The 19,711-nt window shown below is 47.5% G+C and carries 28 protein-coding genes; 13 read left to right on the top strand and 15 right to left on the bottom strand.

Annotated elements, in window-relative coordinates:
* From VSQ62_RS14635 to rsfS, 9 genes are all read left to right on the top strand, one after another.
* Entirely contained in the window at positions 1-795 is a 795-nt protein-coding gene (locus VSQ62_RS14635) for an amidohydrolase family protein (RefSeq protein ID WP_334635563.1), read from the top strand.
* 146 nt (positions 796-941) lie between these two features.
* On the top strand, positions 942-1,250 hold the full coding sequence (rplU, locus tag VSQ62_RS14630; RefSeq protein ID WP_334635562.1) for a 50S ribosomal protein L21: 309 nt from the start codon (positions 942-944) through the stop codon (positions 1,248-1,250).
* A gap of 15 nt (positions 1,251-1,265) precedes the next feature.
* Positions 1,266-1,601 carry a ribosomal-processing cysteine protease Prp gene (locus VSQ62_RS14625; protein WP_334635561.1) on the top strand — a complete coding sequence of 112 codons (336 nt, stop codon included), beginning with the start codon at positions 1,266-1,268 and terminating at the stop codon, positions 1,599-1,601.
* 5 nt (positions 1,602-1,606) lie between these two features.
* Positions 1,607-1,888, top strand: coding sequence for a 50S ribosomal protein L27 (gene rpmA, locus VSQ62_RS14620; protein ID WP_016219110.1), 282 nt, complete (start codon positions 1,607-1,609; stop codon positions 1,886-1,888).
* 131 nt (positions 1,889-2,019) lie between these two features.
* The gene (gene obgE / locus VSQ62_RS14615; RefSeq protein WP_334635560.1) at positions 2,020-3,303 is read left to right on the top strand and encodes a GTPase ObgE; all 1,284 of its coding nucleotides are present in this window, start codon (positions 2,020-2,022) and stop codon (positions 3,301-3,303) included.
* A 16-nt stretch (positions 3,304-3,319) separates the two neighbouring features.
* Entirely contained in the window at positions 3,320-3,610 is a 291-nt protein-coding gene (gene yhbY / locus VSQ62_RS14610) for a ribosome assembly RNA-binding protein YhbY (RefSeq protein WP_334635559.1), read from the top strand.
* A gap of 51 nt (positions 3,611-3,661) precedes the next feature.
* On the top strand, positions 3,662-4,291 hold the full coding sequence (gene nadD, locus VSQ62_RS14605; protein ID WP_334635558.1) for a nicotinate-nucleotide adenylyltransferase: 630 nt from the start codon (positions 3,662-3,664) through the stop codon (positions 4,289-4,291).
* Positions 4,281-4,877, top strand: coding sequence for a bis(5'-nucleosyl)-tetraphosphatase (symmetrical) YqeK (gene yqeK, locus VSQ62_RS14600; RefSeq protein WP_334635557.1), 597 nt, complete (start codon positions 4,281-4,283; stop codon positions 4,875-4,877). Before nadD ends, yqeK begins: the two co-directional genes overlap by 11 nt.
* Positions 4,870-5,229 carry a ribosome silencing factor gene (gene rsfS / locus VSQ62_RS14595; RefSeq protein ID WP_334635556.1) on the top strand — a complete coding sequence of 120 codons (360 nt, stop codon included), beginning with the start codon at positions 4,870-4,872 and terminating at the stop codon, positions 5,227-5,229. Before yqeK ends, rsfS begins: the two co-directional genes overlap by 8 nt.
* Before the next feature lie 75 nt (positions 5,230-5,304).
* Here rsfS and lexA read toward each other — a convergent pair whose 3' ends face one another.
* Positions 5,305-5,922 (bottom strand): transcriptional repressor LexA, encoded by a 618-nt coding sequence (lexA, locus tag VSQ62_RS14590; protein ID WP_334635555.1) that lies wholly within the window; start codon positions 5,920-5,922, stop codon positions 5,305-5,307.
* A 302-nt stretch (positions 5,923-6,224) separates the two neighbouring features.
* Here lexA and VSQ62_RS14585 point away from each other — a divergent pair, with 302 nt between their 5' ends.
* From VSQ62_RS14585 to VSQ62_RS14575, 3 genes are all read left to right on the top strand, one after another.
* Complete coding sequence (locus tag VSQ62_RS14585) at positions 6,225-6,599, top strand: LysM peptidoglycan-binding domain-containing protein (RefSeq protein ID WP_334635554.1); 375 nt, start codon at positions 6,225-6,227, stop codon at positions 6,597-6,599.
* Positions 6,600-6,731: 132 nt separating this feature from the next.
* Positions 6,732-7,790: a tyrosine-type recombinase/integrase gene (locus tag VSQ62_RS14580; protein WP_334635553.1), complete on the top strand. Its 1,059-nt coding sequence runs from the start codon at positions 6,732-6,734 to the stop codon at positions 7,788-7,790.
* 22 nt (positions 7,791-7,812) lie between these two features.
* Complete coding sequence (locus VSQ62_RS14575; protein WP_334635552.1) at positions 7,813-8,547, top strand: tRNA 2-thiocytidine biosynthesis TtcA family protein; 735 nt, start codon at positions 7,813-7,815, stop codon at positions 8,545-8,547.
* 17 nt (positions 8,548-8,564) lie between these two features.
* Here the strand turns inward: VSQ62_RS14575 and VSQ62_RS14570 are convergent, their stop codons facing one another.
* The 8 genes from VSQ62_RS14570 to mnmL all read right to left on the bottom strand — a co-directional run bounded on the left by VSQ62_RS14570 (position 8,565) and on the right by mnmL (position 15,277).
* Entirely contained in the window at positions 8,565-9,209 is a 645-nt protein-coding gene (locus VSQ62_RS14570) for a cytidylate kinase-like family protein (protein ID WP_334635551.1), read from the bottom strand.
* 103 nt (positions 9,210-9,312) lie between these two features.
* Positions 9,313-10,251 carry an RluA family pseudouridine synthase gene (locus VSQ62_RS14565; protein ID WP_334635550.1) on the bottom strand — a complete coding sequence of 313 codons (939 nt, stop codon included), beginning with the start codon at positions 10,249-10,251 and terminating at the stop codon, positions 9,313-9,315.
* Between the two features lie 13 nt (positions 10,252-10,264).
* Positions 10,265-10,789, bottom strand: coding sequence for a signal peptidase II (gene lspA, locus VSQ62_RS14560; protein ID WP_334635549.1), 525 nt, complete (start codon positions 10,787-10,789; stop codon positions 10,265-10,267).
* A gap of 38 nt (positions 10,790-10,827) precedes the next feature.
* On the bottom strand, positions 10,828-11,580 hold the full coding sequence (locus VSQ62_RS14555) for a YlmH family RNA-binding protein (protein ID WP_334637670.1): 753 nt from the start codon (positions 11,578-11,580) through the stop codon (positions 10,828-10,830).
* A gap of 9 nt (positions 11,581-11,589) precedes the next feature.
* Positions 11,590-12,147: a cell division protein SepF gene (locus tag VSQ62_RS14550; RefSeq protein ID WP_334637669.1), complete on the bottom strand. Its 558-nt coding sequence runs from the start codon at positions 12,145-12,147 to the stop codon at positions 11,590-11,592.
* Between the two features lie 67 nt (positions 12,148-12,214).
* The gene (locus VSQ62_RS14545; protein WP_334635548.1) at positions 12,215-12,910 is read right to left on the bottom strand and encodes a YggS family pyridoxal phosphate-dependent enzyme; all 696 of its coding nucleotides are present in this window, start codon (positions 12,908-12,910) and stop codon (positions 12,215-12,217) included.
* A 15-nt stretch (positions 12,911-12,925) separates the two neighbouring features.
* Positions 12,926-14,302, bottom strand: coding sequence for a biotin/lipoyl attachment domain-containing protein (locus tag VSQ62_RS14540; protein WP_334635547.1), 1,377 nt, complete (start codon positions 14,300-14,302; stop codon positions 12,926-12,928).
* A 15-nt stretch (positions 14,303-14,317) separates the two neighbouring features.
* Positions 14,318-15,277, bottom strand: coding sequence for a tRNA modification radical SAM protein MnmL/YtqA (gene mnmL, locus VSQ62_RS14535; RefSeq protein WP_334635546.1), 960 nt, complete (start codon positions 15,275-15,277; stop codon positions 14,318-14,320).
* Positions 15,278-15,363: 86 nt separating this feature from the next.
* Here mnmL and VSQ62_RS14530 point away from each other — a divergent pair, with 86 nt between their 5' ends.
* On the top strand, positions 15,364-15,561 hold the full coding sequence (locus tag VSQ62_RS14530) for a DUF378 domain-containing protein (RefSeq protein ID WP_334635545.1): 198 nt from the start codon (positions 15,364-15,366) through the stop codon (positions 15,559-15,561).
* Positions 15,562-15,604: 43 nt separating this feature from the next.
* On the opposite strand, the gene VSQ62_RS14525 is transcribed toward VSQ62_RS14530, so the two are convergent.
* The 6 genes from VSQ62_RS14525 to VSQ62_RS14500 are packed head-to-tail and all read right to left on the bottom strand — an operon-like array spanning position 15,605 to position 19,694.
* Positions 15,605-16,588, bottom strand: coding sequence for a D-alanyl-D-alanine carboxypeptidase family protein (locus VSQ62_RS14525; RefSeq protein ID WP_334635544.1), 984 nt, complete (start codon positions 16,586-16,588; stop codon positions 15,605-15,607).
* On the bottom strand, positions 16,572-16,967 hold the full coding sequence (gene mgsA / locus VSQ62_RS14520) for a methylglyoxal synthase (RefSeq protein ID WP_334635543.1): 396 nt from the start codon (positions 16,965-16,967) through the stop codon (positions 16,572-16,574). Before mgsA ends, VSQ62_RS14525 begins: the two co-directional genes overlap by 17 nt.
* 13 nt (positions 16,968-16,980) lie before the next feature.
* The gene (locus VSQ62_RS14515) at positions 16,981-18,111 is read right to left on the bottom strand and encodes an FtsW/RodA/SpoVE family cell cycle protein (RefSeq protein ID WP_334635542.1); all 1,131 of its coding nucleotides are present in this window, start codon (positions 18,109-18,111) and stop codon (positions 16,981-16,983) included.
* Entirely contained in the window at positions 18,108-18,320 is a 213-nt protein-coding gene (locus tag VSQ62_RS14510) for a cell division topological specificity factor MinE (RefSeq protein WP_334635541.1), read from the bottom strand. The genes VSQ62_RS14515 and VSQ62_RS14510 overlap by 4 nt, the downstream gene beginning before the upstream one ends.
* A 10-nt stretch (positions 18,321-18,330) precedes the next feature.
* Complete coding sequence (gene minD, locus VSQ62_RS14505; protein WP_334635540.1) at positions 18,331-19,122, bottom strand: septum site-determining protein MinD; 792 nt, start codon at positions 19,120-19,122, stop codon at positions 18,331-18,333.
* Positions 19,104-19,694, bottom strand: a complete 591-nt coding sequence (locus VSQ62_RS14500) for a septum site-determining protein MinC (protein WP_334635539.1) — start codon at positions 19,692-19,694, stop codon at positions 19,104-19,106. Before VSQ62_RS14500 ends, minD begins: the two co-directional genes overlap by 19 nt.
* Between the last annotated feature and the right edge of the window lie 17 nt (positions 19,695-19,711).

The following is a 19,711-nucleotide window of genomic DNA, read 5'->3' as shown; positions in this document are numbered from 1 at the left end:
ATGATCATTGATTTTCACACACATATGTTCCCGGACAAGATTGCGAAGGGGACGTTGGATTATCTGGAAGGGATATGTAATACCCGGCCTTTTACAGACGGCACCTATGCCGGGCTTGCAAGTTCAACGGCCGAAGCAGGGATCGATCTATCGGTAGCGCTTCCGGCCGTCACGAAGGTCTCCCAGGTGGATTCCATCAACCGGTTTGCCGCACAGTATCAGGAGGGCCCGATCATTTCTTTCGGCGGGATCCATCCGGAATGCGGCAACTACAAAGAGATCCTGCGTCATGTGAAAGATCTGGGTATGAAGGGGATCAAGCTGCACCCGGATTATCAGGACATGTATTTCAACGACATCCGTTATAAGAGGCTGGTAGCATACGCATCAGAGCTTGACCTGATCATCACCGTCCATGCAGGCGTCGATCCCAAATCTCCCAACGACGTCCACTGTACGACGCAGATGATACTGGAACTGGTCAGAGAGGTGCAGCCCGGGAAATTAGTGCTGGCTCACTTAGGGGCCAATCAGCTCTGGGATGAGGTGGAAGCGTATCTTGTCGGTCTGGATGTCTATTTTGACACGGCGGTTGTGTTAGACCAGATGCCCAAGGAACAGTTTATCCGCATCGTACGCGCTCACGGCGCGGATAAGATTCTCTTTGCGACCGATTCTCCCTGGGCGGGGCAGAAGGAATTCGTTCAGATTCTTTCTGACATGCCGCTTACACAGGAAGAGAAGGAGCTGATCTTCGCTAAGAATGCATGCAGGCTGCTTGGTATGGAAGGTTAAGTTTGGAAAATTAATGCATTTCAGGCTTGAATTTTTCCTAATCATGTGTTATGATATACCAGTATGCCGCACAATGAGGTTTTCAAGTATCCTGTGAATCTTCAGGATCACCGTAATTGGCGAGTAATGATAATAGGAGGTGCCATATGTACGCGATTATAGCAACAGGTGGTAAACAGTACAAAGTAGCCGAAGGCGATATCATTAGAGTAGAGAAGCTTGGTGTAGAAGCTGGCGAGACTTATACTTTCGACCAGGTGCTTGCAGTAAGTGACAGCGAATTAAAGGTAGGGAATCCGACTGTTGCAGGAGCAACTGTAGAAGCTTCTGTAGTAGAGAACGGAAAAGCCAGGAAAGTCATTGTTTACAAGTATAAGAGAAAAACTGGATACCATAAGAAGAATGGTCACAGACAGCAGTATACTGCAGTAAAGATTGACAAGATCAACGCTTAATTCGGGAGTGATTCTATGATTCATGTAACCATTTACCGGAATGATAAGGAAGAGTGTGTGGGGTTTCTGACAGACGGACATGCCGGATACAATGAAGAAGGCCATGACATCGTATGTGCTGCGGCATCTGTGCTGATCATCAATACGATGAATGCGATTGAGTTATATGCACAGGATACCTGTTCTCTCGTTACGAACGAGGAGACTGGAATGATTTCCTATCACCTGACAAGCGGTCATCCGTCGAAGAATGCAGAATTGCTGCTTAAGACTATGATCCTTGGATTGGAAGAGATGGTTGCTGATGAGAACTATGCAGAATATATTGATTTAACATTCGAGGAGGTGTAACAACCATGATGAAATTAAACCTTCAGTTTTTCGCTCATAAGAAAGGTGTCGGCTCTACTAAGAACGGAAGAGATTCCGAGTCTAAGAGACTTGGCGCTAAGAGAGCGGACGGACAGTTTGTAAAAGCCGGCAATATCCTTTACAGACAGCGCGGAACAAAGATTCATCCAGGCGTTAATGTTGGGCGCGGCGGTGACGATACATTGTTCGCACTTGTGGATGGTGTTGTAAGATTCGAGAGAAAAGGAAGAGACAAGAAGCAGGTTTCTATCTATCCGGTAGCTTAAGATAGCGAAGATGCGTAAGTCTAAGGGAGTGTTGCAGGATAACTGATATCAGTTAGAGAGCGGCACTCTTTTTTAACATATGTACTGACCGGCCCGAACCGGGAGAATATTCATAGATTGGGAGGACATTCATGTTTGCAGACAGAGCAAAGATATTGATAAGATCAGGAAAAGGCGGCGACGGACATGTCAGTTTCCGCAGAGAACTGTATGTACCCAACGGCGGCCCCGACGGCGGCGACGGCGGGCGGGGCGGCGACGTGATCTTCGAAGTTGACGAGGGGCTGAACACATTGCAGGATTACCGCCACAAGAGAAAATATGCGGCCAGAGACGGGGAAGCCGGCGGCAAAAGGCGGTGTCACGGAGCGGATGCCGAAGATATCATTTTAAAAGTACCGGAAGGAACGGTCGTCAAAGAAGCGGAGTCCGGCAAGGTGATCGCGGATATGTCGGGGGACAACCGCCGGCAGATTATATTGAAGGGCGGCAGGGGCGGACTAGGGAACCAACACTACGCAACTGCCACCATGCAGGTTCCCAAGTATGCGCAGCCGGGACAGCCGTCCCGGGAGCTGTGGGTCACGCTGGAACTGAAAGTGATCGCGGATGTAGGTCTTGTAGGATTCCCTAATGTGGGCAAATCCACCTTCCTTTCCCGCGTGACGAATGCAAGACCTAAGATTGCCAACTATCATTTTACCACGCTGAACCCGAACTTAGGGGTGGTGGATCTGCCTGACGGAAAGGGTTTCGTGATCGCGGATATTCCCGGGCTGATCGAGGGCGCTTCGGAGGGGGTCGGTCTTGGCCATGAGTTCCTGCGCCATATTGAACGAACCAAGCTGATGATCCACATTGTAGATGCGGCAGGTACGGAAGGCCGCGATCCGGTAGAGGATATCTACAAGATCAACGCGGAATTGGAGGCATATAATCCGGATATTGCAGGCAGGCCGCAGATCATTGCGGCTAATAAGATCGATGTGATCTTCCAGGACGGCGAGGATCCAATCGCACGCCTGAAAGCAGAATTTGAACCGAAAGGAATCCCGATATATCCGATCTCCGGAGCGACGGGAGCGGGGATCAGAGAGCTTCTGTATGCCGTAGCCGAGAAGCTCAAGGAGACGGATCAGGCTCCGGTTGTCTTCGCACAGGAATATTTCCCGGAAGAAGAGCTGATCTATGAGAACCTGCCGTATACGGTTAAGCCGGAAGACGGCGTGTATGTGGTCGAGGGACCTAAGATCGAGAAGATGCTTGGTTACACTAACCTGGATTCCGAGAAGGGATTCGCCTTCTTCCAGAAGTTCCTTAAAGATACGGGTATCCTCGAAGAATTAGAAGCGGCGGGGATACAGGAAGGTGATACCGTACGGATGTATGGACTGCAATTTGACTATTACAAGTAGGGCTAGGAGAGAGAAGATGACGACAAAACAGAGAGCATATTTGAAAGGGCTTGCGATGACCATGGACCCGATCTTCCAGATTGGGAAGAACAGCATGACGCCCGAACTTACCAAGGCCATTGACGAGGCACTGGAGGCCAGAGAGCTTATTAAAGTCAGCGTGCTGAAGAACTGCATGGATGACCCGCGCACGTTAGCCCAGACTTTGGCAGAGCGGACCCATTCCCAGGTAGTGCAGGTGATCGGCAAGAAGATCGTCCTGTACAGAGAAGGAAAAAACAATAATAAAAAGATAGAGCTGCCATAGAGGATTCCTTAATAAAATGGCATACGTAATCACGAAATGGAGTTGGGAGTTATGAAGATTGGAATTATGGGGGGGACATTTGATCCGATACACAACGGACATCTGATGCTTGGGCAGGCGGCCTATGAGGCCTTTGGACTTGACAGGGTCTGGTACATGCCCAACGGGAACCCTCCGCATAAGGAGACTTCTATAAACGGAACTGCAATCAAAGACCGTGCGGAGATGGTGCGTCTTGCCATCGCGCCGCACAGGAATTTCCGGCTTGAGATGTATGAGGCGAACCGCCGGGACGTCTCTTACTCTTACAGTACAATGGAATATTTCAAAGGGATCTATCCGGAGGATGAATTCTATTTTATCATAGGAGCCGATTCCCTTTTTATGATCGATCAGTGGGGGCATCCGGAGCGGATCTTCCCCACCTGCACCATACTGGCCGCTTACCGGGATGAGATCAATACGAGAGAGGCGATGGAAGAGAAGATCCATGAGCTTAACGAGATTTACCGCGCGCGGATAAGACTTCTGGTCACGCCGCTTATCAAGATATCTTCCCATGAACTGCGCAGGGCCGTGAAGGAGGGGAAGAGCATTGCGGACTGGGTTCCTGCCCCGGTCAATGACTATATCCTGGAAAATCATCTGTACAGAGAAGAGGTCGGCAGCTATGAATCATAAGATTACTAAGATCAGACGTAAAATGATGACGGAGCTTGACAAGGACAGATATGAACACACGCTGGGCGTAATGTACACAGCAGCATCTCTTGCCATGCGCTATGACGAGGATATTGAGAAGGCATTGATCGCGGGTCTTCTCCATGACTGTGCCAAGTGCCTCTCCGGCGACACGAAGATTAAGCTCTGTAAGAAATATCATTTGAATGTATCGGAGGTAGAGAAGGAGAATCCAAGCCTCCTCCATGCCAAGTTAGGGGCTTTTCTTGCCGCGAAGAAATACCATATCAAGGATAAGGATATCATCAATGCGATCGCAAGCCATACTACAGGATGTCCCCATATGTCCCTGCTTGATAAGATCATCTATATTGCCGATTATATTGAGCCGGGAAGAAAAGAACTGCCTAATATGGCGGAAGTCCGCAAGCTGGCATTTACAGATATAGATGCCTGTCTGTACCGGATCCTTAAGGATTCCCTTGAATATCTGACTGGTATGAACGTACCCATTGACCCTATGACGGAAAAAACATATTTATATTATAAAAGTAAACGAGAAGAAAAGGAGGAACAGTATGGATAAGGATAACGTTAAGGAAATGGCGCGGATCGTGTATCGCGCCCTTGAAGACAAGAAGGGAGAGAATATCAGTATCATTGATATCTCCGGAATCTCGCCTCTTGCAGATTATTTCATTATTACAAACGGTTCCAATGACAGCCAGGTAAAAGCGTTGGTTGATAATGTAGAAGAGAAGATGCATGAGGCCGGACATTCACAGATACAGCGGGAAGGGCTGCGTTCCGGCAACTGGGTTCTTCTGGATTACGGCGATGTGGTCGTACATGTATTCGACCGGGAGAATCGGGAGTTCTATCATCTGGAACGTATCTGGAGCGACGGACGCAAGATCGAGAATATAGACGAATTATAAATTGAATGATAAGTTGATCAGACAGCAGTTATGAATGGGAGAGTATACTTCTATTCATAACTGCTTTTTCAACATCTAATCAAAGAAACGGAAGATACCGATCACCTTGCCGAGGATCTGCAGATCCGTCACAATGATCGGATCCATTGTGTCATTCTCAGGCTGCAGGCGGATATAGCCGTCCTCTTTATAGAATGTCTTCACCGTAGCGCCGTCCTCGATGAGCGCAACCACCATCTCCCCGTTGCGTGCGGTAGCGCGCTGTTCGACAAGAACAAAATCACCGTCTAAGATCCCCGCATTGATCATGCTTTCCCCCTTCACCTTCAATATAAAGGTCTGGCTATTCGGCATATACTCCATCGGGATAGGGAAATAATTCTCGATATTCTGTTCTGCGAGTATAGGTTCGCCGGCGGCAACCCGTCCGATGATCGGAACATTCACCATCTCGCGCCGCATAAAATTAAATGAATCATCCAGGATCTCAATTGCCCTTGGCTTGGTCGGATCACGGCGGATATAGCCGTTCTTCTCAAGCGTCTCTAAATGAGAGTGGACCGAAGAAGTAGACTTTAAGTGGACCGCCTCGCAGATATCCCGTACTGCGGGCGGGAAGCCCCGTTCCAATATCTGTGATTTGATATATTCTAATATTTCCTTCTGCTTTGGACTTATCTTACCTTGTCCCATAGAAACCTCCTTTTTCCAATCGGTGTTTTGCGCATCCCAAAGATTGACCTTTGACGCTTGTATCATAATATTATCTTACCACAATATCCGCCAAATAGCAAACAAATGTTTAGAAAATACGTTCGATAATTTCCCCGGAAAGTATTGACAAACAGTTGTTCGGCTTCTATAATGTAAAAAGAACGGTTGTTCGCGCGAAAATATGTACTGATTGTCCAGATTTCTGGACATCTGGAGTGAGATAATTAGTCTTGTAACAAGATAAGTAACAAGATAACTGAAAATGATAGGGGGAATTAGGAATGAGGAGACAAGATTCATGTATGTCAGGAATGAAAAGGGATAATAGAATGTTCATTAAGCGGTTGCTGCTCATTGTAATCGTCAGTATCTTTGCATTGGGGCTCAGTGTGATCCTGCCGGATGATCCGGTGGATGCACATATAAAGAATACGGCAACTGAGCGCGGATCCGGTGTATTGGACAGGTGTAAGTATTATACGAGTATTGAGGTTTCTACCGGGGATTCTCTATGGAGTATTGCCGAGGAATATATGGATGCGAGGAATCAGTCGGTTTATGACTATATCGATGAGATTAAAGAGATCAATGGGCTTAAGTCTGATCAGATTCGGGCTGGGGAATATTTGATGGTGTCTTATTATGGATATGAATAAGATCGTTCACCTGCGCCATAGGTGTGAACAATCTATACGACAAATACCGATTTTTCCAAAAGATATAGACAAGAAATGCCGGATATGTTATAATCAGCCTGGGATTAATCAATTAATAAGGAGGTATCATCTATGGCTGATACAAAAACTTATCATGAACAGACACAGATCGATCAGACGATTCGTCTTCGCGAGGTATTGAAGACGCTGCCGCCGTTTGCGAAGGATTATTTCCGTGCGATCGAACCGAAGTCTTCGTCAAGGACCAGGATCAATTATGCATATGACGTCCGTATTTTTTTCCATTTCCTGATGGAGAATAATCCTGTATACAAGGACTATACCATAGACCAGTTCAAGGTTGACGATCTTGAGAAGCTTGAGCCGGTGGATATTGAGGAATATATGGAATATCTGAAGGTCTATGAGCGTGAAGCCGAACTGATCACCAACGGCGAGAAGGGACTTGCAAGGAAGATGTCTGCACTGCGGAGCTTCTATAATTATTATTACAAGCATCAGATCATCTCTAAGAATCCAACCTTATTGGTGGATATGCCAAAGCTTCACGATAAGGCGATCATCCGGCTTGATACGGATGAGGTCGCGTTGCTTCTTGACTTCGTAGAGAACTGCGGAAGCCAGTTAACCGGTCAGGCCCTTACCTATTATAATAAGACACGGGAACGTGACCTGGCGATCCTGACATTGCTTCTGGGAACCGGGATCCGTGTATCAGAATGCGTCGGTCTTGATCTGAATGACGTAGACTTCAAGAATAACGGGATCACCGTTACCCGAAAGGGCGGCAATCAGATGGTTGTCTATTTCGGTGATGAGGTTGCGGATGCCCTTGAGCAATATATCGAAGGCAGCCGTAAGGCGGTTACTCCCCTCTCCGGCCACGAGAACGCCCTGTTCTTGTCTTCTCAGAGACGCCGGATGGGCGTTCAGGCAGTGGAGAACATGGTGAAGAAGTATGCCCGGCAAGTGACGCCCAATAAAAAGATCACTCCCCACAAGCTTCGCAGTACCTACGGTACTTCTCTGTATAAAGAGACCGGAGATATCTATCTCGTTGCCGACGTCCTTGGTCACAAGGATGTGAATACTACTAAGAAGCACTATGCGGCGATTGATGAAGACAGACGCCGCAAGGCCGCATCAGCCGTCAGGTTACGGGAATCTTAGGAAAGGATCGATATCATTTACTATGAGATTACAACAACTTTTAAGCTATACACGGAAGGCCGTTGATGAATATACTATGATCGAGGAAGGCGATCATATTGCCGTTGGGATCTCCGGCGGCAAGGACAGCCTGACCCTTCTGTATGCCATGCACGGTCTGAGACGCTTCTATCCTAAGAGCTTCAGGCTAAGCGCAGTCACAGTGGATCTGGGATATTCGGAATGTGATTTTACACCTGTTACAGAGCTTTGTAAGGACCTTGGCGTCCCGTATCAGATCGTCAGGACGGATATCGCCCATATCTTGTTCGAGGAACGCAAGGAGAGCAATCCCTGCTCCCTCTGCGCCAAGATGCGCAAAGGAGCGCTGAATCAGGCGGTAAAGGAGATGGGATGCAATAAAGTGGCGTATGCGCACCACAAGGATGATATAATAGAGACTATGCTGCTCTCGCTGCTCTTTGAAGGGCGTTTCTACTCTTTCTCACCCAAGAGTTACTTAGACCGCATGGAACTGACCGTCATCCGTCCCATGATGTTTGTAGACGAAGCGGATGTGATCGGATTCCGGAACAAGTACCGGCTTCCGGTGGTCACAAGCCGCTGCCCCATCGATGGCTATACCAAGAGACAGTATGCCAAGGAACTCACAGCACAATTGAACCGCGAGCATTCCGGAGCGAAGCAGCGGATGTTCACGGCCATATTGAACGGGAATATTCAGGGCTGGCCCGAACGGATCCCACATATAAGATGATGAATCAAAAAGTCATATTACAGCCTTTTATCCTTATCATTCTCTTTTAACGCTACCAATTCCTCAATGGCTTTGGCAGTACCCTCAATACCAAGCATGGAGCTGTTCAGGCAGAAATCATAGCTGTCAGCAGCTCCCCATTTCTTATTGCTGTAGTAATTGTAATAGCTTGCCCGTTTCTTATCTGTCTTAACGATCAATTCCTTGGCTTTCGAATCCGTGAGGTCGTAGATTCGGGCAATTCTCCTGATTCGCGCATCCATGTCTGCATGGATAAACAGACGGATCACGTTATCATACTCTTCCAGCGCATAATCGGCGCAGCGTCCTACCAGGATACACGGTCCCTCTTCCGCGATCTTCTTGATGGCGTCAAACTGCGCAAGAAATACCTTATGGTTGATCGGCATATCGGTATAGCTTCCGGAAGTATAGCCAAGAGAATAGGTATCCATTACCAGAGAATATAAGAAGCTGTTGGTTGGCTTCTCATCATGTGTCTCAAATAATTCCTGACAGATACCGCTCTCCTTCGCCGCCCGGTCAAGCATCTCTTTATCGTATAATTTAATATCCAGATCCGCTGCAACTTTATAGCCAATCTCTCTGCCGGCGCTTCCATACTGCCTGCCTATCGTGATAATAGTATTCGTTTTTGCCATGCAAATCACACTCCTATTCATTAATGATACCTATATTATATAATAATTCACCGGAATTGTATAGAATTATCGAATAATTTTAACACAAAATTATCCTATAATATTATAAGCCAGCTAACAAATCTGTAAAATACTCCGGCAAAGGCGCTTCTACCTCCAGATATTCCCCTGTTCTTGGGTGGATCAGTCCCAGTGTCTTCGCATGGAGCGTCTGCCCCTGAAGGCCGGGAAACGGACACCTATGCGGACCATAGACCAGATCCCCCAAAAGCGGATGACCGATACTTGCCATATGAACGCGGATCTGGTGCGTACGGCCTGTCTCCAGTTCACATTCCAGATAAGTATATCCTGCCGGGTATTTGCCGCAGGTCTTGCCGCCGCCCTGGAAGCGCTGTAAGACCCTGTAATGAGTAACCGCCCGTTTTCCGTTCTTTGCGTGGATGCTCATCTTCTTGCGGTCAACAGGATGTCTGCCGATCGGTGCATCAACAGTGCCCTCGTCGTCCCTGACACTGCCGTGTACGATCGCCGCATAGACCCGCCTGATAGAATGTACCTTCAGCTGCTCTGCAACGCTCTGATGGGCGATATCATTCTTACAGACCACCAGCGATCCGGTTGTGTCCATATCGATCCGGTGCACGATTCCAGGACGCATCATGCCGTTGATCCCGGACAGCTCCTCGCGGCAATGATACATTAACGCATTGACCAGGGTGCCGCTGTAATGCCCGGGCGCCGGATGCACGACCATCTGCTTGGGCTTGTTGACAATGATGATATCCGAATCCTCGTACAGGATGTCAAGCGGAATATTTTCCGGCTCAATATCCAGCTCTCTGATCTCGGGAATCGTAACCGTCACCAGGTCTCCTGGCAGAAGGCGGCTGCTCGCCTTAACGGGAAGCCTGTTGACGCAGACCTGCTTCTCCTTGATGAGCTTCTGGATATAAGACCTGGAGCAGTCTGGAAGCATCTCTGCCAGATACCGATCGATGCGTTCCTCATCCTGATTCTCAGTGATGTAAAATTCTTTCAAAACATCCTCCCTCTCAGCGGCGCATGATCCGTTCAAAATCCCCGTCCTTGTAATAGAAGCAGATGAGGATCGCCACTGCAAATGCAGCCACCGTAACATAGATATCCGCTACATTGAATATAGGAAAATCAATCAGTTTAAAATACAGAAAATCAACCACATAATTAAGCGTGATCCTGTCGATACAGTTCCCCCACGCCCCGGCCATCACGAAGACGGCACAAATCCTTAAGGGCAGGAATCTCCGTTCCATAGGCACTCTCAGATAAAACCACAGGATCACAGCCGTGATAACAATCACACTGGCGAAAAAGAACACCCTCTGGTTCTGGAACAGTCCAAACGCTGCTCCCCGGTTCTCCAGATATTCTAATTGGAAGACGCCTTTCCACAGAATCACAGGCGGATGGTCCTTAAGCCTGTCAAGAACAAGGTGCTTAGTATATTGATCCAGCAATAAAAGTATGGCAGATCCAACCACCGCCGCCAGATAATGGATGTAACGGCCGTTCTGGTTTATGATATTCTTAGTATCCATATTCTTGGTATTGTCCTTTCTATTAAAAATACATTCCGTTAAAGATATCTTCGAACGGCTGTCAGATACCGTCCTTTCTTTGTCTCGGATAATACGCCGTCATACACGATACGTCCAAGCTTCCTGACAGAGATGATATCTCCGTCCTTCAGGCGGTAACCGTTACTTGTAATAAGCTTCCCGTTGACGAATACCCTCCCGCTCTCTATGATTGCCGTAAGCTTGCTCCGGGACTGCGGATAAGCCAGAGACAGCACGGTATCTAACCGGACAGATGCGACCGTTCCTCTTATCTCCTCATATCTTGGCTCATAAGAAGCCGGGAGTTCCTGCACAACAGCAAGCTTAACGGAAGTCTTCCGGATCCGTGTCAGATGTTCCATGACATACTCCGCCAGATCTTCTTTTACAAACAACAGCGCGTTGTCCTCTTCTATCATAATATCTCCAAGCTTGCATCGTTCAATTCCAAGGTTCATAACAGCGCCCAGATAATCACGATGCCCTAGTTCTTCCGAAAACCGCCGGTTTTGCGGCTGTATCTTAATAATCTGAAACGGATAAGAAACGTAAGAAAGAGCATCAGGTAGAAAAGCAACCATCTGACGCTCTGCTAGGCCATACCCGCCGAAAGTCTCATACTGCGACAGAAAGAGATTCTTCGGAGTAGTATGTAAGATATTCAACTCATTCAAATTAAGGAAATCACTGAAAGTAACGATCCCTCTCATATACGCAGTCCGGGACAGCTCGATCAGTCTTTTCTGTAATAATGTCTCTTCTTTGTTCATGTTCATAATCTAAAACCTGGAGCGCATAGAAGACGCGTCAAACGAAGTATTCAGCAGATCCTGAAGGTCTCCGGATATATCCACATTCGTAGGTGTAACAAGGAATATGTAGTTCGATATCTTCTGAAGGTTACCGCTGATCGCATATGCCGCGCCAGATGTAAAGTCTATGATACGCTGCGCGATCTCAAGATCCATCCCCTCCAGGTTCAGGATAACTGTACGCCCGTTGAGCAGAGTCTCCGTGATCTCACGGGCATCCTCCACAGAATTCGGTCTGATTACACATACCTCCATGCTCACACCGTTGCTGCGCCTGGACGGCTGACGCATAGGAGTTACCTTATTGTTCGAACGGGAAGATCTTGACTTGGCCGGCGGCTCATAATCATAGTCTTCATCATCATAATCATCATCGTATGAATCCTTCTTCCCACGGCGGAATAAGCCCTTCTTGGGCTTCTCCTCATAATCGTCCTCATAATCATCGTCAAAGAAATCATCGTCCTCGTAATCGTCGTCATCACTCAGTCTCATGATATCTAAAAATTTATCCAACACACCCATATTAATAAATACTCCCATCTTCCGTTATATTTTGTGATAATGCAAATATACCGTTTCTACTAGTGTACTAATTATTCATATAATCCCGTGCACCAAAAATTCCGGTACCAACCCGGACCATGGCTGCGCCCTCTTCTACGGCGACAGTATAATCATTCGTCATACCCATAGATAGAATACACATAGTAATATTATCAACGTTTTTAGCCGCAATGTCAACAGATAATTTTCGTAAGCGCTGAAAAATACCACGATTTTCTTCCGGATCGTCCACAAAAGGAGCAATTGTCATCAGCCCTTGTACCTGAATATGCGGGAATTTTGCCACCTCGGAGACAAATTCGTCAAGTTCCTCCGGCATCAGCCCGAATTTGCTCTCTTCTTTTGCCACATTCACCTCGATCAGGATATTTGCGGTGATATTGTGCTTGGCGGCCTCTTTCTCGATAGTCTCGGCAAGCCTTAAGGAATCGACGGAGTGTATCAGTTCCACCTTATCGATAATATACTTCACCTTGTTACGCTGAAGATGCCCGATCATATGCCAGCGTATATCCTTAGGCAGCTCCTCATACTTATCAGCAAGCTCCTGGACCTTATTCTCCCCAAACACCCGCACTCCAAGATCATATGCCTCCTTAAGGACGCTTACAGGCTTTGTCTTGCTGACCGCGATCAGCGTCACCTCTTCTCTCAACCGACCGGAACGTTCACACGCCTCCCGGATCTGGCTTTCAACGTATTCAAGATTTTCTTTTAGCATTGTCTCTCACTCCTTTTAGAATACAACATCATTTTCTTTAACATTTTCCCCATTCAGGGCGATATGGTCATAGTTCGACAACCCATAGTCGCTTCCTGATTCAACGATATAATAATCATCACTCTCACACAGGATATTTACCTGCTTGAAAACGGCATAGCCCTTGTTGATATTATACACTCCTTTGATATTCTTTGTCTTATTCAACACGCAGGTCTCCGCCGAATCCGGCTTTACCAGAAGCGTATCCTCGTCAAATGCGTCCGTATTCAGATACACCATGCCGGAATCCTGGTCCCGGTCGTAGACATTGACCTTCTTGAATTCCGGATTCTCCTCCCCTGTCTCCACCAGAACGCCGGTCTCCTTCGTATTGCCGCCCTGGGTGAGATAATCCTCCTGTATGATGTAGAATTTCTTATTCGTAACCGAAGATTTGGGGATCTTAAGCCCTGATTCATCCTCCAGGATCAATTCAAGATCCAGATACCGTTCCTCCGCGTAACGGATCATGGAACTGTCCAGTGTCAGAACTCCAAGATACATATCCCCTGACGTATGTATGGAGAAACCAGCAGTGGCAGTCTCATGATCCTTGGCAAACCGAATCTTCACACTCTTTAACTCTGCCATTTCCTTTGAGATATCCTCATCAAGCGGTATGACGATGGACCACCTGTCGTCCCGGATCAGCTTGTAGACAGGGTCGCCCATCCGTACCTTGGCATTATTCTTAAGCTCTTTCTTCGTATAATCGTTCCTTGCAAATACGTCCTCCGTAAGCTTATCTACCGTAATATCCTCGTACCCATCCGTGGAATACACGATGATCCCATCGGAAGCGGCAGAATAGATCTGGAGACCGCTTCCCTCCTGCCCCGCCATCGCATCAAGCTGCGCCTGACGGTTCTGGCTTGACCGGCTGTCCATGACGCTTGCAACATAATCCTTCAGCGTGTAGACATCCTGAAACTGACCTTCCTTAAAATTCTCGCTGAATGCCTGGATCTTAACCAGCAGCGCTGCCTGTTCCTCCGCCGACAGCTTCGAAGCCTCCTCGGATGATGTATCTGCGAATTCCAGTTCCCTGTTGGACAATGTATATACCTTGGTCTTCGCTCCTGCTTTGCTCCCCCCAAGCGCATAATAATTGACGTATCCGTCGGCTTCGGCCGGCACTACCACCTCGTCCCGCAGAATGAATCCGGTGTAAGCGTTATCCCTCAGTATAGATCCTTCCCGCACCTCATAGGCAGAGATATGGTTCTCTGTCAGATACATCAATACAGTGACTGCCAGATAGACAAAGATGATGCCAAAAATCACCACACCGATATTCATATGCCATTTTTTCTGATAAGCCTGTATACTGGTTGGATTATTGTCTGTCAAATAAATACCCCCTCGTCAGTTTTTCACAAATCCGGCTCTCTTAAGAGCCGAACCATCCAGATAATGGAAGTGTTTTCCTTGATAGCTGTGTGTATCTGCCATAAGCTCCAACAGCTCGTCACGAAGCTTCCACCAACTGCATCCCCAGTTGCAGAAAACGGAGTCCTTTTTAGGAACACGGCTAAAAAGCCGTTCCACAGCAATACCAGGATCCAGATATTCCAGGAATGCTGTCAGCCTCTTAAGATATTCCTCCTTGGAGCACAGGCTGATACTGCCCTTCTCATATGCGTCACTCAGAGGCGAATTCTTCGCAATATAAAGTGAATGCGCCTTCACAGTCTGGAGCTTAAGCGCCGACAGCACCTTTGCCGTCTCAACGGCATCCAGGAGCTGATCACCCGGCAGATTCAATATCACATGCGCACACAATTCGAATCCAAACCTATGTACAGCAAGAACTGCATCGATGAATTCTGCCAGAGTATGTCCGCGGTTCACCCGCTCAAGCGTATGAAAGTTGACGGTCTGAAGTCCAAGCTCAATCGTGATATTCTTCCCATACTGCCGGCCGAGACGCGCAAGAATCTCCAGATATTCGCCGGAAATACAATCGGGGCGCGTGGACACCGCAAGTTCGGCAATATATGAGAGCTTCGCTGCTTCTTCCATATAAGAAGCAAATCTGTCCAATTCCAGATACGTGTTCGTATAATTCTGGAAATAAGCAATGAATCTGCGCGCATGGTATCTGTGTTCAATATAGATCCGGGTCTGTTCTAACTGCTCTGCGACAGGGATGATCTGCTCCATCGCCTCAAATCCGGTTCCAAGCTCCGAACAATAGGCACAGCCCGCTCCCATCCTTCGGTTTGGACAGCTCACAGGCAGATTCACTGGAAGCTTGTATACTTTTTCGCCGTATTTGCATTTCAAATATTCAGAATATGGATAATAAGGTAATTCTATACTCATCCTACAGGAATCTCTCTTTCCGTATGCATAATCCATTCATGTAACAGCCATACTAAATGCAGCACATTAAGAAAGGAGGAACTCACATGAAATGGTCTGACAATACAACTCTGACAATTGTGATCATAGGTGCGATCAACTGGCTTCTGGTAGGAATATTCCGATTTGATCTGGTCGCCTTTCTTTTTGGCAATCTATCATGGCTTTCCCGCATAATCTATACACTTGTTGGTCTGTGCGGCTTATATCTCATCAGCATGTATGGAAGAATCCGTTCTTCCTAACAACAAAAGGGGTATCTTGCCTATAAGATGCCCCTCTTTCTTATTATTCACTTACCGGTATCCCGTTGATCAGGGCAGTCATATTCTGATAAAGCAGGGATTTGGTATCTGCCCCCATAATAACGGAGATATACGGGCTTCCCTGCGCGCTTGTTTCAAGCAGGATCAGACAATTCCCGGCAGGCGTAGTCGTGCCTGTCTTCCCGCCTATGATTACGGCATCCCTTGGCTGCTCTGCAAGCCCCGCCGCATAGAAATTCGTCTGCTCCCAATGCTCCTGACGGACAAGGCCGTCTGCCCCGGTGATCGAAGCAGTAAATGTATTGGTGCCGATCACATCGATAAACGCATCGTATTTGATACATTCATTGAAGATCAGATACAGATCATACGCCGTCGTATAGTGGTTTATATCATGCAGCCCATGTGGATTGACGAAATGTGTATGTGTCGCCATGAGTCTTGCAGCCTCGTCATTCATCATCTGTGCAAAGGCATCTGTACTTCCGGCTATATACTCGGCGATCGCCACCGCCGCATCATTCCCCGATACCATCATAAGGCCGCGCAGAAGATCCTGGAGAGACAGCTGGTCTCCTGCCTGAATCCCGCACGTTGTCTCGTCGGCAGCAAAATTCCTGGAATCCGCATTGGCAGACACCGTTACTATGGAAGACAAGTCTGCGTTCTTGATGGCAAGCAGCGCCGTCATGGTCTTCGTTGTGCTGGCCGGATATAGCTGTTCAAACATATTGTAGGCGAAATCGACCTTCTGATGCTCCACGTCAAAAAGAGCCGAAGCGCGCATGACCGAAGTATCCGGCGCTCCTGCAAGTGCGACGTCTCCGGAGGAAACGCATAACTGTTCCGCGAATAATCCTCCTCTGTAAATATCCCTGTTATAATTCTCTGTCTCATAAGCGGCCGTCACCTCTTCTTCCTGTCCGCACCCCGATAAAGACAGGACGCCAAGGAAAGCTGCCAGGATAACGGCCAACAACCGATTAAATCTATCTATACATCTCACGCCAGTCAAGATCTCCTCTGTCAATTGCTAAAACAATCAATTCTGCGGTGGCAAGGTTCGTAGCCATCGGAATATTATACATATCACACAGCCGGATCACGTCATTCACATCCGGTTCATGCGGCTTGGGGTTCGTTGGTTCTCTTAAGAAAATAAGCGCATCAATGTCATTCTGTGCAATCTGCGCTCCAAGCTGCTGCTTCCCCCCCAACGGTCCGGCAAGATACTTGTGTACGCTTAGATTGGTAACCTCTTCGATCAGACGGCCGGTAGTCCCGGTCGCATATAAATTGTGTTTGCTCAGGATTCCTCTGTAAGCAATACAAAAATTCTGCATCAGAGTCTTCTTAGAATCATGAGCAATCAACCCTATATTCATGTCTGTCCCTCCTCTATTGATATTTTTTCGGTTGTAACCCGACGTTTAAGACCAGTCCGATCCCGATATACAGACTCACAAGCGAAGTCAGCCCATAACTGACAAAGGGTAACGGAACTCCTGTGTTTGGCAGGAGCTGAGTAGCTACTCCGATATTGATAAAGCTCTGGAAGCCGATCAGCCCTCCCACTCCGCAGCCTATGATCTTCCCCGTCAGGTTCTGCGATCGTGTCCCTATTACTATACATTGTATCACAGTTAATAACAATAACGCAATAACTATACAGCTTCCTGTAAAGCCAAGTTCCTCGCCAATGATCGCAAAGATAAAATCTGTCTGAGGTTCCAGGATAAAATTCCCGTTCTTTACGGAAGTCGTAGTATTATTGTTCAGTCCCTTTCCTGTCAATTGGCCGGAACCGATCGCCATAACAGAATTCTTCTGCTGATATCCCTCGTCACTCGCGTATTCTTCCGGATTCAGGAACGCGAGGATACGTTTCTGCTGATAATCCTTAAGAATGAATTGATTCGGCTGCACGACAATAGCAAGGAATATAACTACCACGGGAATCAAGATCACCAATACCGTTCCGATAAACCGATAGCTTAAGCCTCCTACATAGATCAGAAGGCATAAGACCAGCGTTGTACATATCGTGGTTGAAAGATTCGGCTCGATAACGATCAGTACCAGCGGAATTCCCGACAGTATGGCATATTTGACGAGGGTTGCGGCATCATTGATATCATCCTCATGCTCCGCGATAAATTTGGCAAAAAATAATATCAACAGAATCTTTGCAAGCTCCGACGGCTGGAACGTGGTAAATCCAAGATCGATCCACCTGGTCGCCCCGTTTACATTATCCCCGATCACCAGCACGGCGCCGAGGATGACCACCGAAAAAAGATAGATCAGCCAGTAAAAATCCGTGATCCATACATAATCGATCAGGGATGTAATCGCCATAATAATGAGTCCTATCGCAACGCCCATCATCTGCTTCGGCTGATTGACCGCCTTAGCGCTCCCGACAGCCAGCACACCGATCACAGACAACGCGAATACGGTTAAAACCAAGTTGAACCGGTAATCTCTCAGATGATATGGCTTTGAAAATATTGGTAATGGTAATTTCACGCTTCTTCTCCTGCAAATGTAATAATAACCTGTGTCCGATTAATATCTACTCGAAAATCATCTTCTGTAAGTTCCATATATTTGGAAAGAGAGCTGTATAATTCCCGGCATATATTCTCATAAGCATCCGGCGTACAGTGTACCCGGTCTGATATGATCAGCGCCTTGATCCGGTCCTTGGCAATTGAAACCGATGATTTCCTTAACATAACAGCCCTCCTAATCCTTCTTAAAAAGACCGGAAAGTTTTGATAAGAATCCTGAATTGCTCTGAAGCTCCATAAACGGAACCTCCAATCCTGTAATCCGTTTACAGATATTCATATATGCCGTACCGGCTTTGGAGTCAAGGCCGATCACCGGTTCCCCCTGATTCGTGCCGATCACAACCTGTTCATCATCAGGCAGCGCTCCGATCAGAGGAATAGACAGGATCTCTGTCACATCGTCCACCGTCATCATATCGCCGCGTTTCACCATGTCCATGCGGATCCGGTTGATGATCAGCTCCTTCTTCTTCAGTTGGTTGCTCTCCAGAAGACCGATGATCCGGTCGGCGTCACGGATGGCAGATACCTCCGGCGTCGTCACGATGATCGCACGGTCAGCGCCGGCGATGGCATTCATGAATCCCTGCTCGATCCCGGCAGGGCAATCCAGAAGTATGTAGTCGAATTCTTCCCTCAGCTCCGATGTAAGCTTCTTCATCTGTCCGGGAGAGATCGCCGTCTTATCCTTGGTCTGCGCCGAGGGCAGAAGATAGAGATTCTCATATCTCTTGTCCCGTATCAACGCCTGCTTAAGACGGCAGGTGCCTTCGATCACGTCTACCAGATTGTAGACGATCAGATTCTCAAGTCCCATGACCACGTCCAGATTACGAAGCCCCAGATCCGTATCAATAACAGCTACCTTCTTGTCAAGCTTCGATAAACCGGCTCCAAGATTCGCAGTTGTCGTCGTCTTGCCGACACCGCCTTTTCCTGATGTAATTACAATAACTTCGCCCATGAATAACTCCCTCCTATAACTGGTTTCACTTCAATATCTCCGATGCGAAGCCTCCTTGGCCTCATCCGGAGTGCTGCGATGATCGCATCGTAATTGCCGGCGGCGCCTGCGATCACGGTACCGTAAATAGTGCCGGTCACCACGACATTCTGCTTAGACGCTACGATGGCATCCTCCTCGATATCGCCGACGATCACAATGCTTGTCTCAGATTCCAGAATCTGTTTTCCTCTTAGTGTACCCCTATAGAACTGGCCGTCTCTCTCATGGAACGTTTCCAGGCTTTCATCCAGCATTCTCTTGTGGAGCTCTTCTGTAAGTGTGTCTTTTTCCATAATACATAAGATCTGTATCTTGGCTGCATCCTGTATGGCTTCCGCCATAAGGTGCGTCTCTTCATCTGTGAAAGTACGGCCTTCGAATTCTACAGCCATATCCGCATGATCGAAAAAATGTGCGGATAACCGGAATTTCTGCCGGACCTCTGCCAGCAGTTCCTCGTAAGGCATATCCGGATCGAAATAAATCGTAATACCGTATCTGTTACTCTTAATGAGTACCGGATCTTTCACATACACTCATCCTTTCC

Origin of the sequence: Sporofaciens sp. JLR.KK001, from assembly GCF_036941055.1 — a bacterium.
Taxonomy (GTDB): Bacteria; Bacillota; Clostridia; order Lachnospirales; family Lachnospiraceae; genus Sporofaciens.
Note: the sequence above shows the minus strand (reverse complement) of the source record. Positions and strands in the feature narration are given on the sequence as shown.

Coding starts and splice junctions, on each gene's coding strand:
- VSQ62_RS14625 (WP_334635561.1), top strand. CDS start 1,266: ATGATTCATGTAACCATTTACCGGAATGATAAGGAAGAGTGTGTGGGG.
- VSQ62_RS14550 (WP_334637669.1), bottom strand. CDS start 12,147: ATGGGTGTGTTGGATAAATTTTTAGATATCATGAGACTGAGTGATGAC.
- VSQ62_RS14510 (WP_334635541.1), bottom strand. CDS start 18,320: ATGTTAAGGAAATCATCGGTTTCAATTGCCAAGGACCGGATCAAGGCG.
- mgsA (WP_334635543.1), bottom strand. CDS start 16,967: ATGAATATAGGGTTGATTGCTCATGATTCTAAGAAGACTCTGATGCAG.
- VSQ62_RS14575 (WP_334635552.1), top strand. CDS start 7,813: ATGAGATTACAACAACTTTTAAGCTATACACGGAAGGCCGTTGATGAA.
- VSQ62_RS14555 (WP_334637670.1), bottom strand. CDS start 11,580: ATGAACAAAGAAGAGACATTATTACAGAAAAGACTGATCGAGCTGTCC.
- VSQ62_RS14545 (WP_334635548.1), bottom strand. CDS start 12,910: ATGCTAAAAGAAAATCTTGAATACGTTGAAAGCCAGATCCGGGAGGCG.
- VSQ62_RS14635 (WP_334635563.1), top strand. CDS start 1: ATGATCATTGATTTTCACACACATATGTTCCCGGACAAGATTGCGAAG.
- VSQ62_RS14530 (WP_334635545.1), top strand. CDS start 15,364: ATGAAATGGTCTGACAATACAACTCTGACAATTGTGATCATAGGTGCG.
- yhbY (WP_334635559.1), top strand. CDS start 3,320: ATGACGACAAAACAGAGAGCATATTTGAAAGGGCTTGCGATGACCATG.
- lexA (WP_334635555.1), bottom strand. CDS start 5,922: ATGGGACAAGGTAAGATAAGTCCAAAGCAGAAGGAAATATTAGAATAT.
- VSQ62_RS14585 (WP_334635554.1), top strand. CDS start 6,225: ATGAGGAGACAAGATTCATGTATGTCAGGAATGAAAAGGGATAATAGA.
- VSQ62_RS14570 (WP_334635551.1), bottom strand. CDS start 9,209: ATGGCAAAAACGAATACTATTATCACGATAGGCAGGCAGTATGGAAGC.
- minD (WP_334635540.1), bottom strand. CDS start 19,122: ATGGGCGAAGTTATTGTAATTACATCAGGAAAAGGCGGTGTCGGCAAG.
- VSQ62_RS14580 (WP_334635553.1), top strand. CDS start 6,732: ATGGCTGATACAAAAACTTATCATGAACAGACACAGATCGATCAGACG.
- lspA (WP_334635549.1), bottom strand. CDS start 10,789: ATGGATACTAAGAATATCATAAACCAGAACGGCCGTTACATCCATTAT.
- rsfS (WP_334635556.1), top strand. CDS start 4,870: ATGGATAAGGATAACGTTAAGGAAATGGCGCGGATCGTGTATCGCGCC.
- nadD (WP_334635558.1), top strand. CDS start 3,662: ATGAAGATTGGAATTATGGGGGGGACATTTGATCCGATACACAACGGA.
- mnmL (WP_334635546.1), bottom strand. CDS start 15,277: ATGAGTATAGAATTACCTTATTATCCATATTCTGAATATTTGAAATGC.
- rplU (WP_334635562.1), top strand. CDS start 942: ATGTACGCGATTATAGCAACAGGTGGTAAACAGTACAAAGTAGCCGAA.
- rpmA (WP_016219110.1), top strand. CDS start 1,607: ATGATGAAATTAAACCTTCAGTTTTTCGCTCATAAGAAAGGTGTCGGC.
- obgE (WP_334635560.1), top strand. CDS start 2,020: ATGTTTGCAGACAGAGCAAAGATATTGATAAGATCAGGAAAAGGCGGC.
- yqeK (WP_334635557.1), top strand. CDS start 4,281: ATGAATCATAAGATTACTAAGATCAGACGTAAAATGATGACGGAGCTT.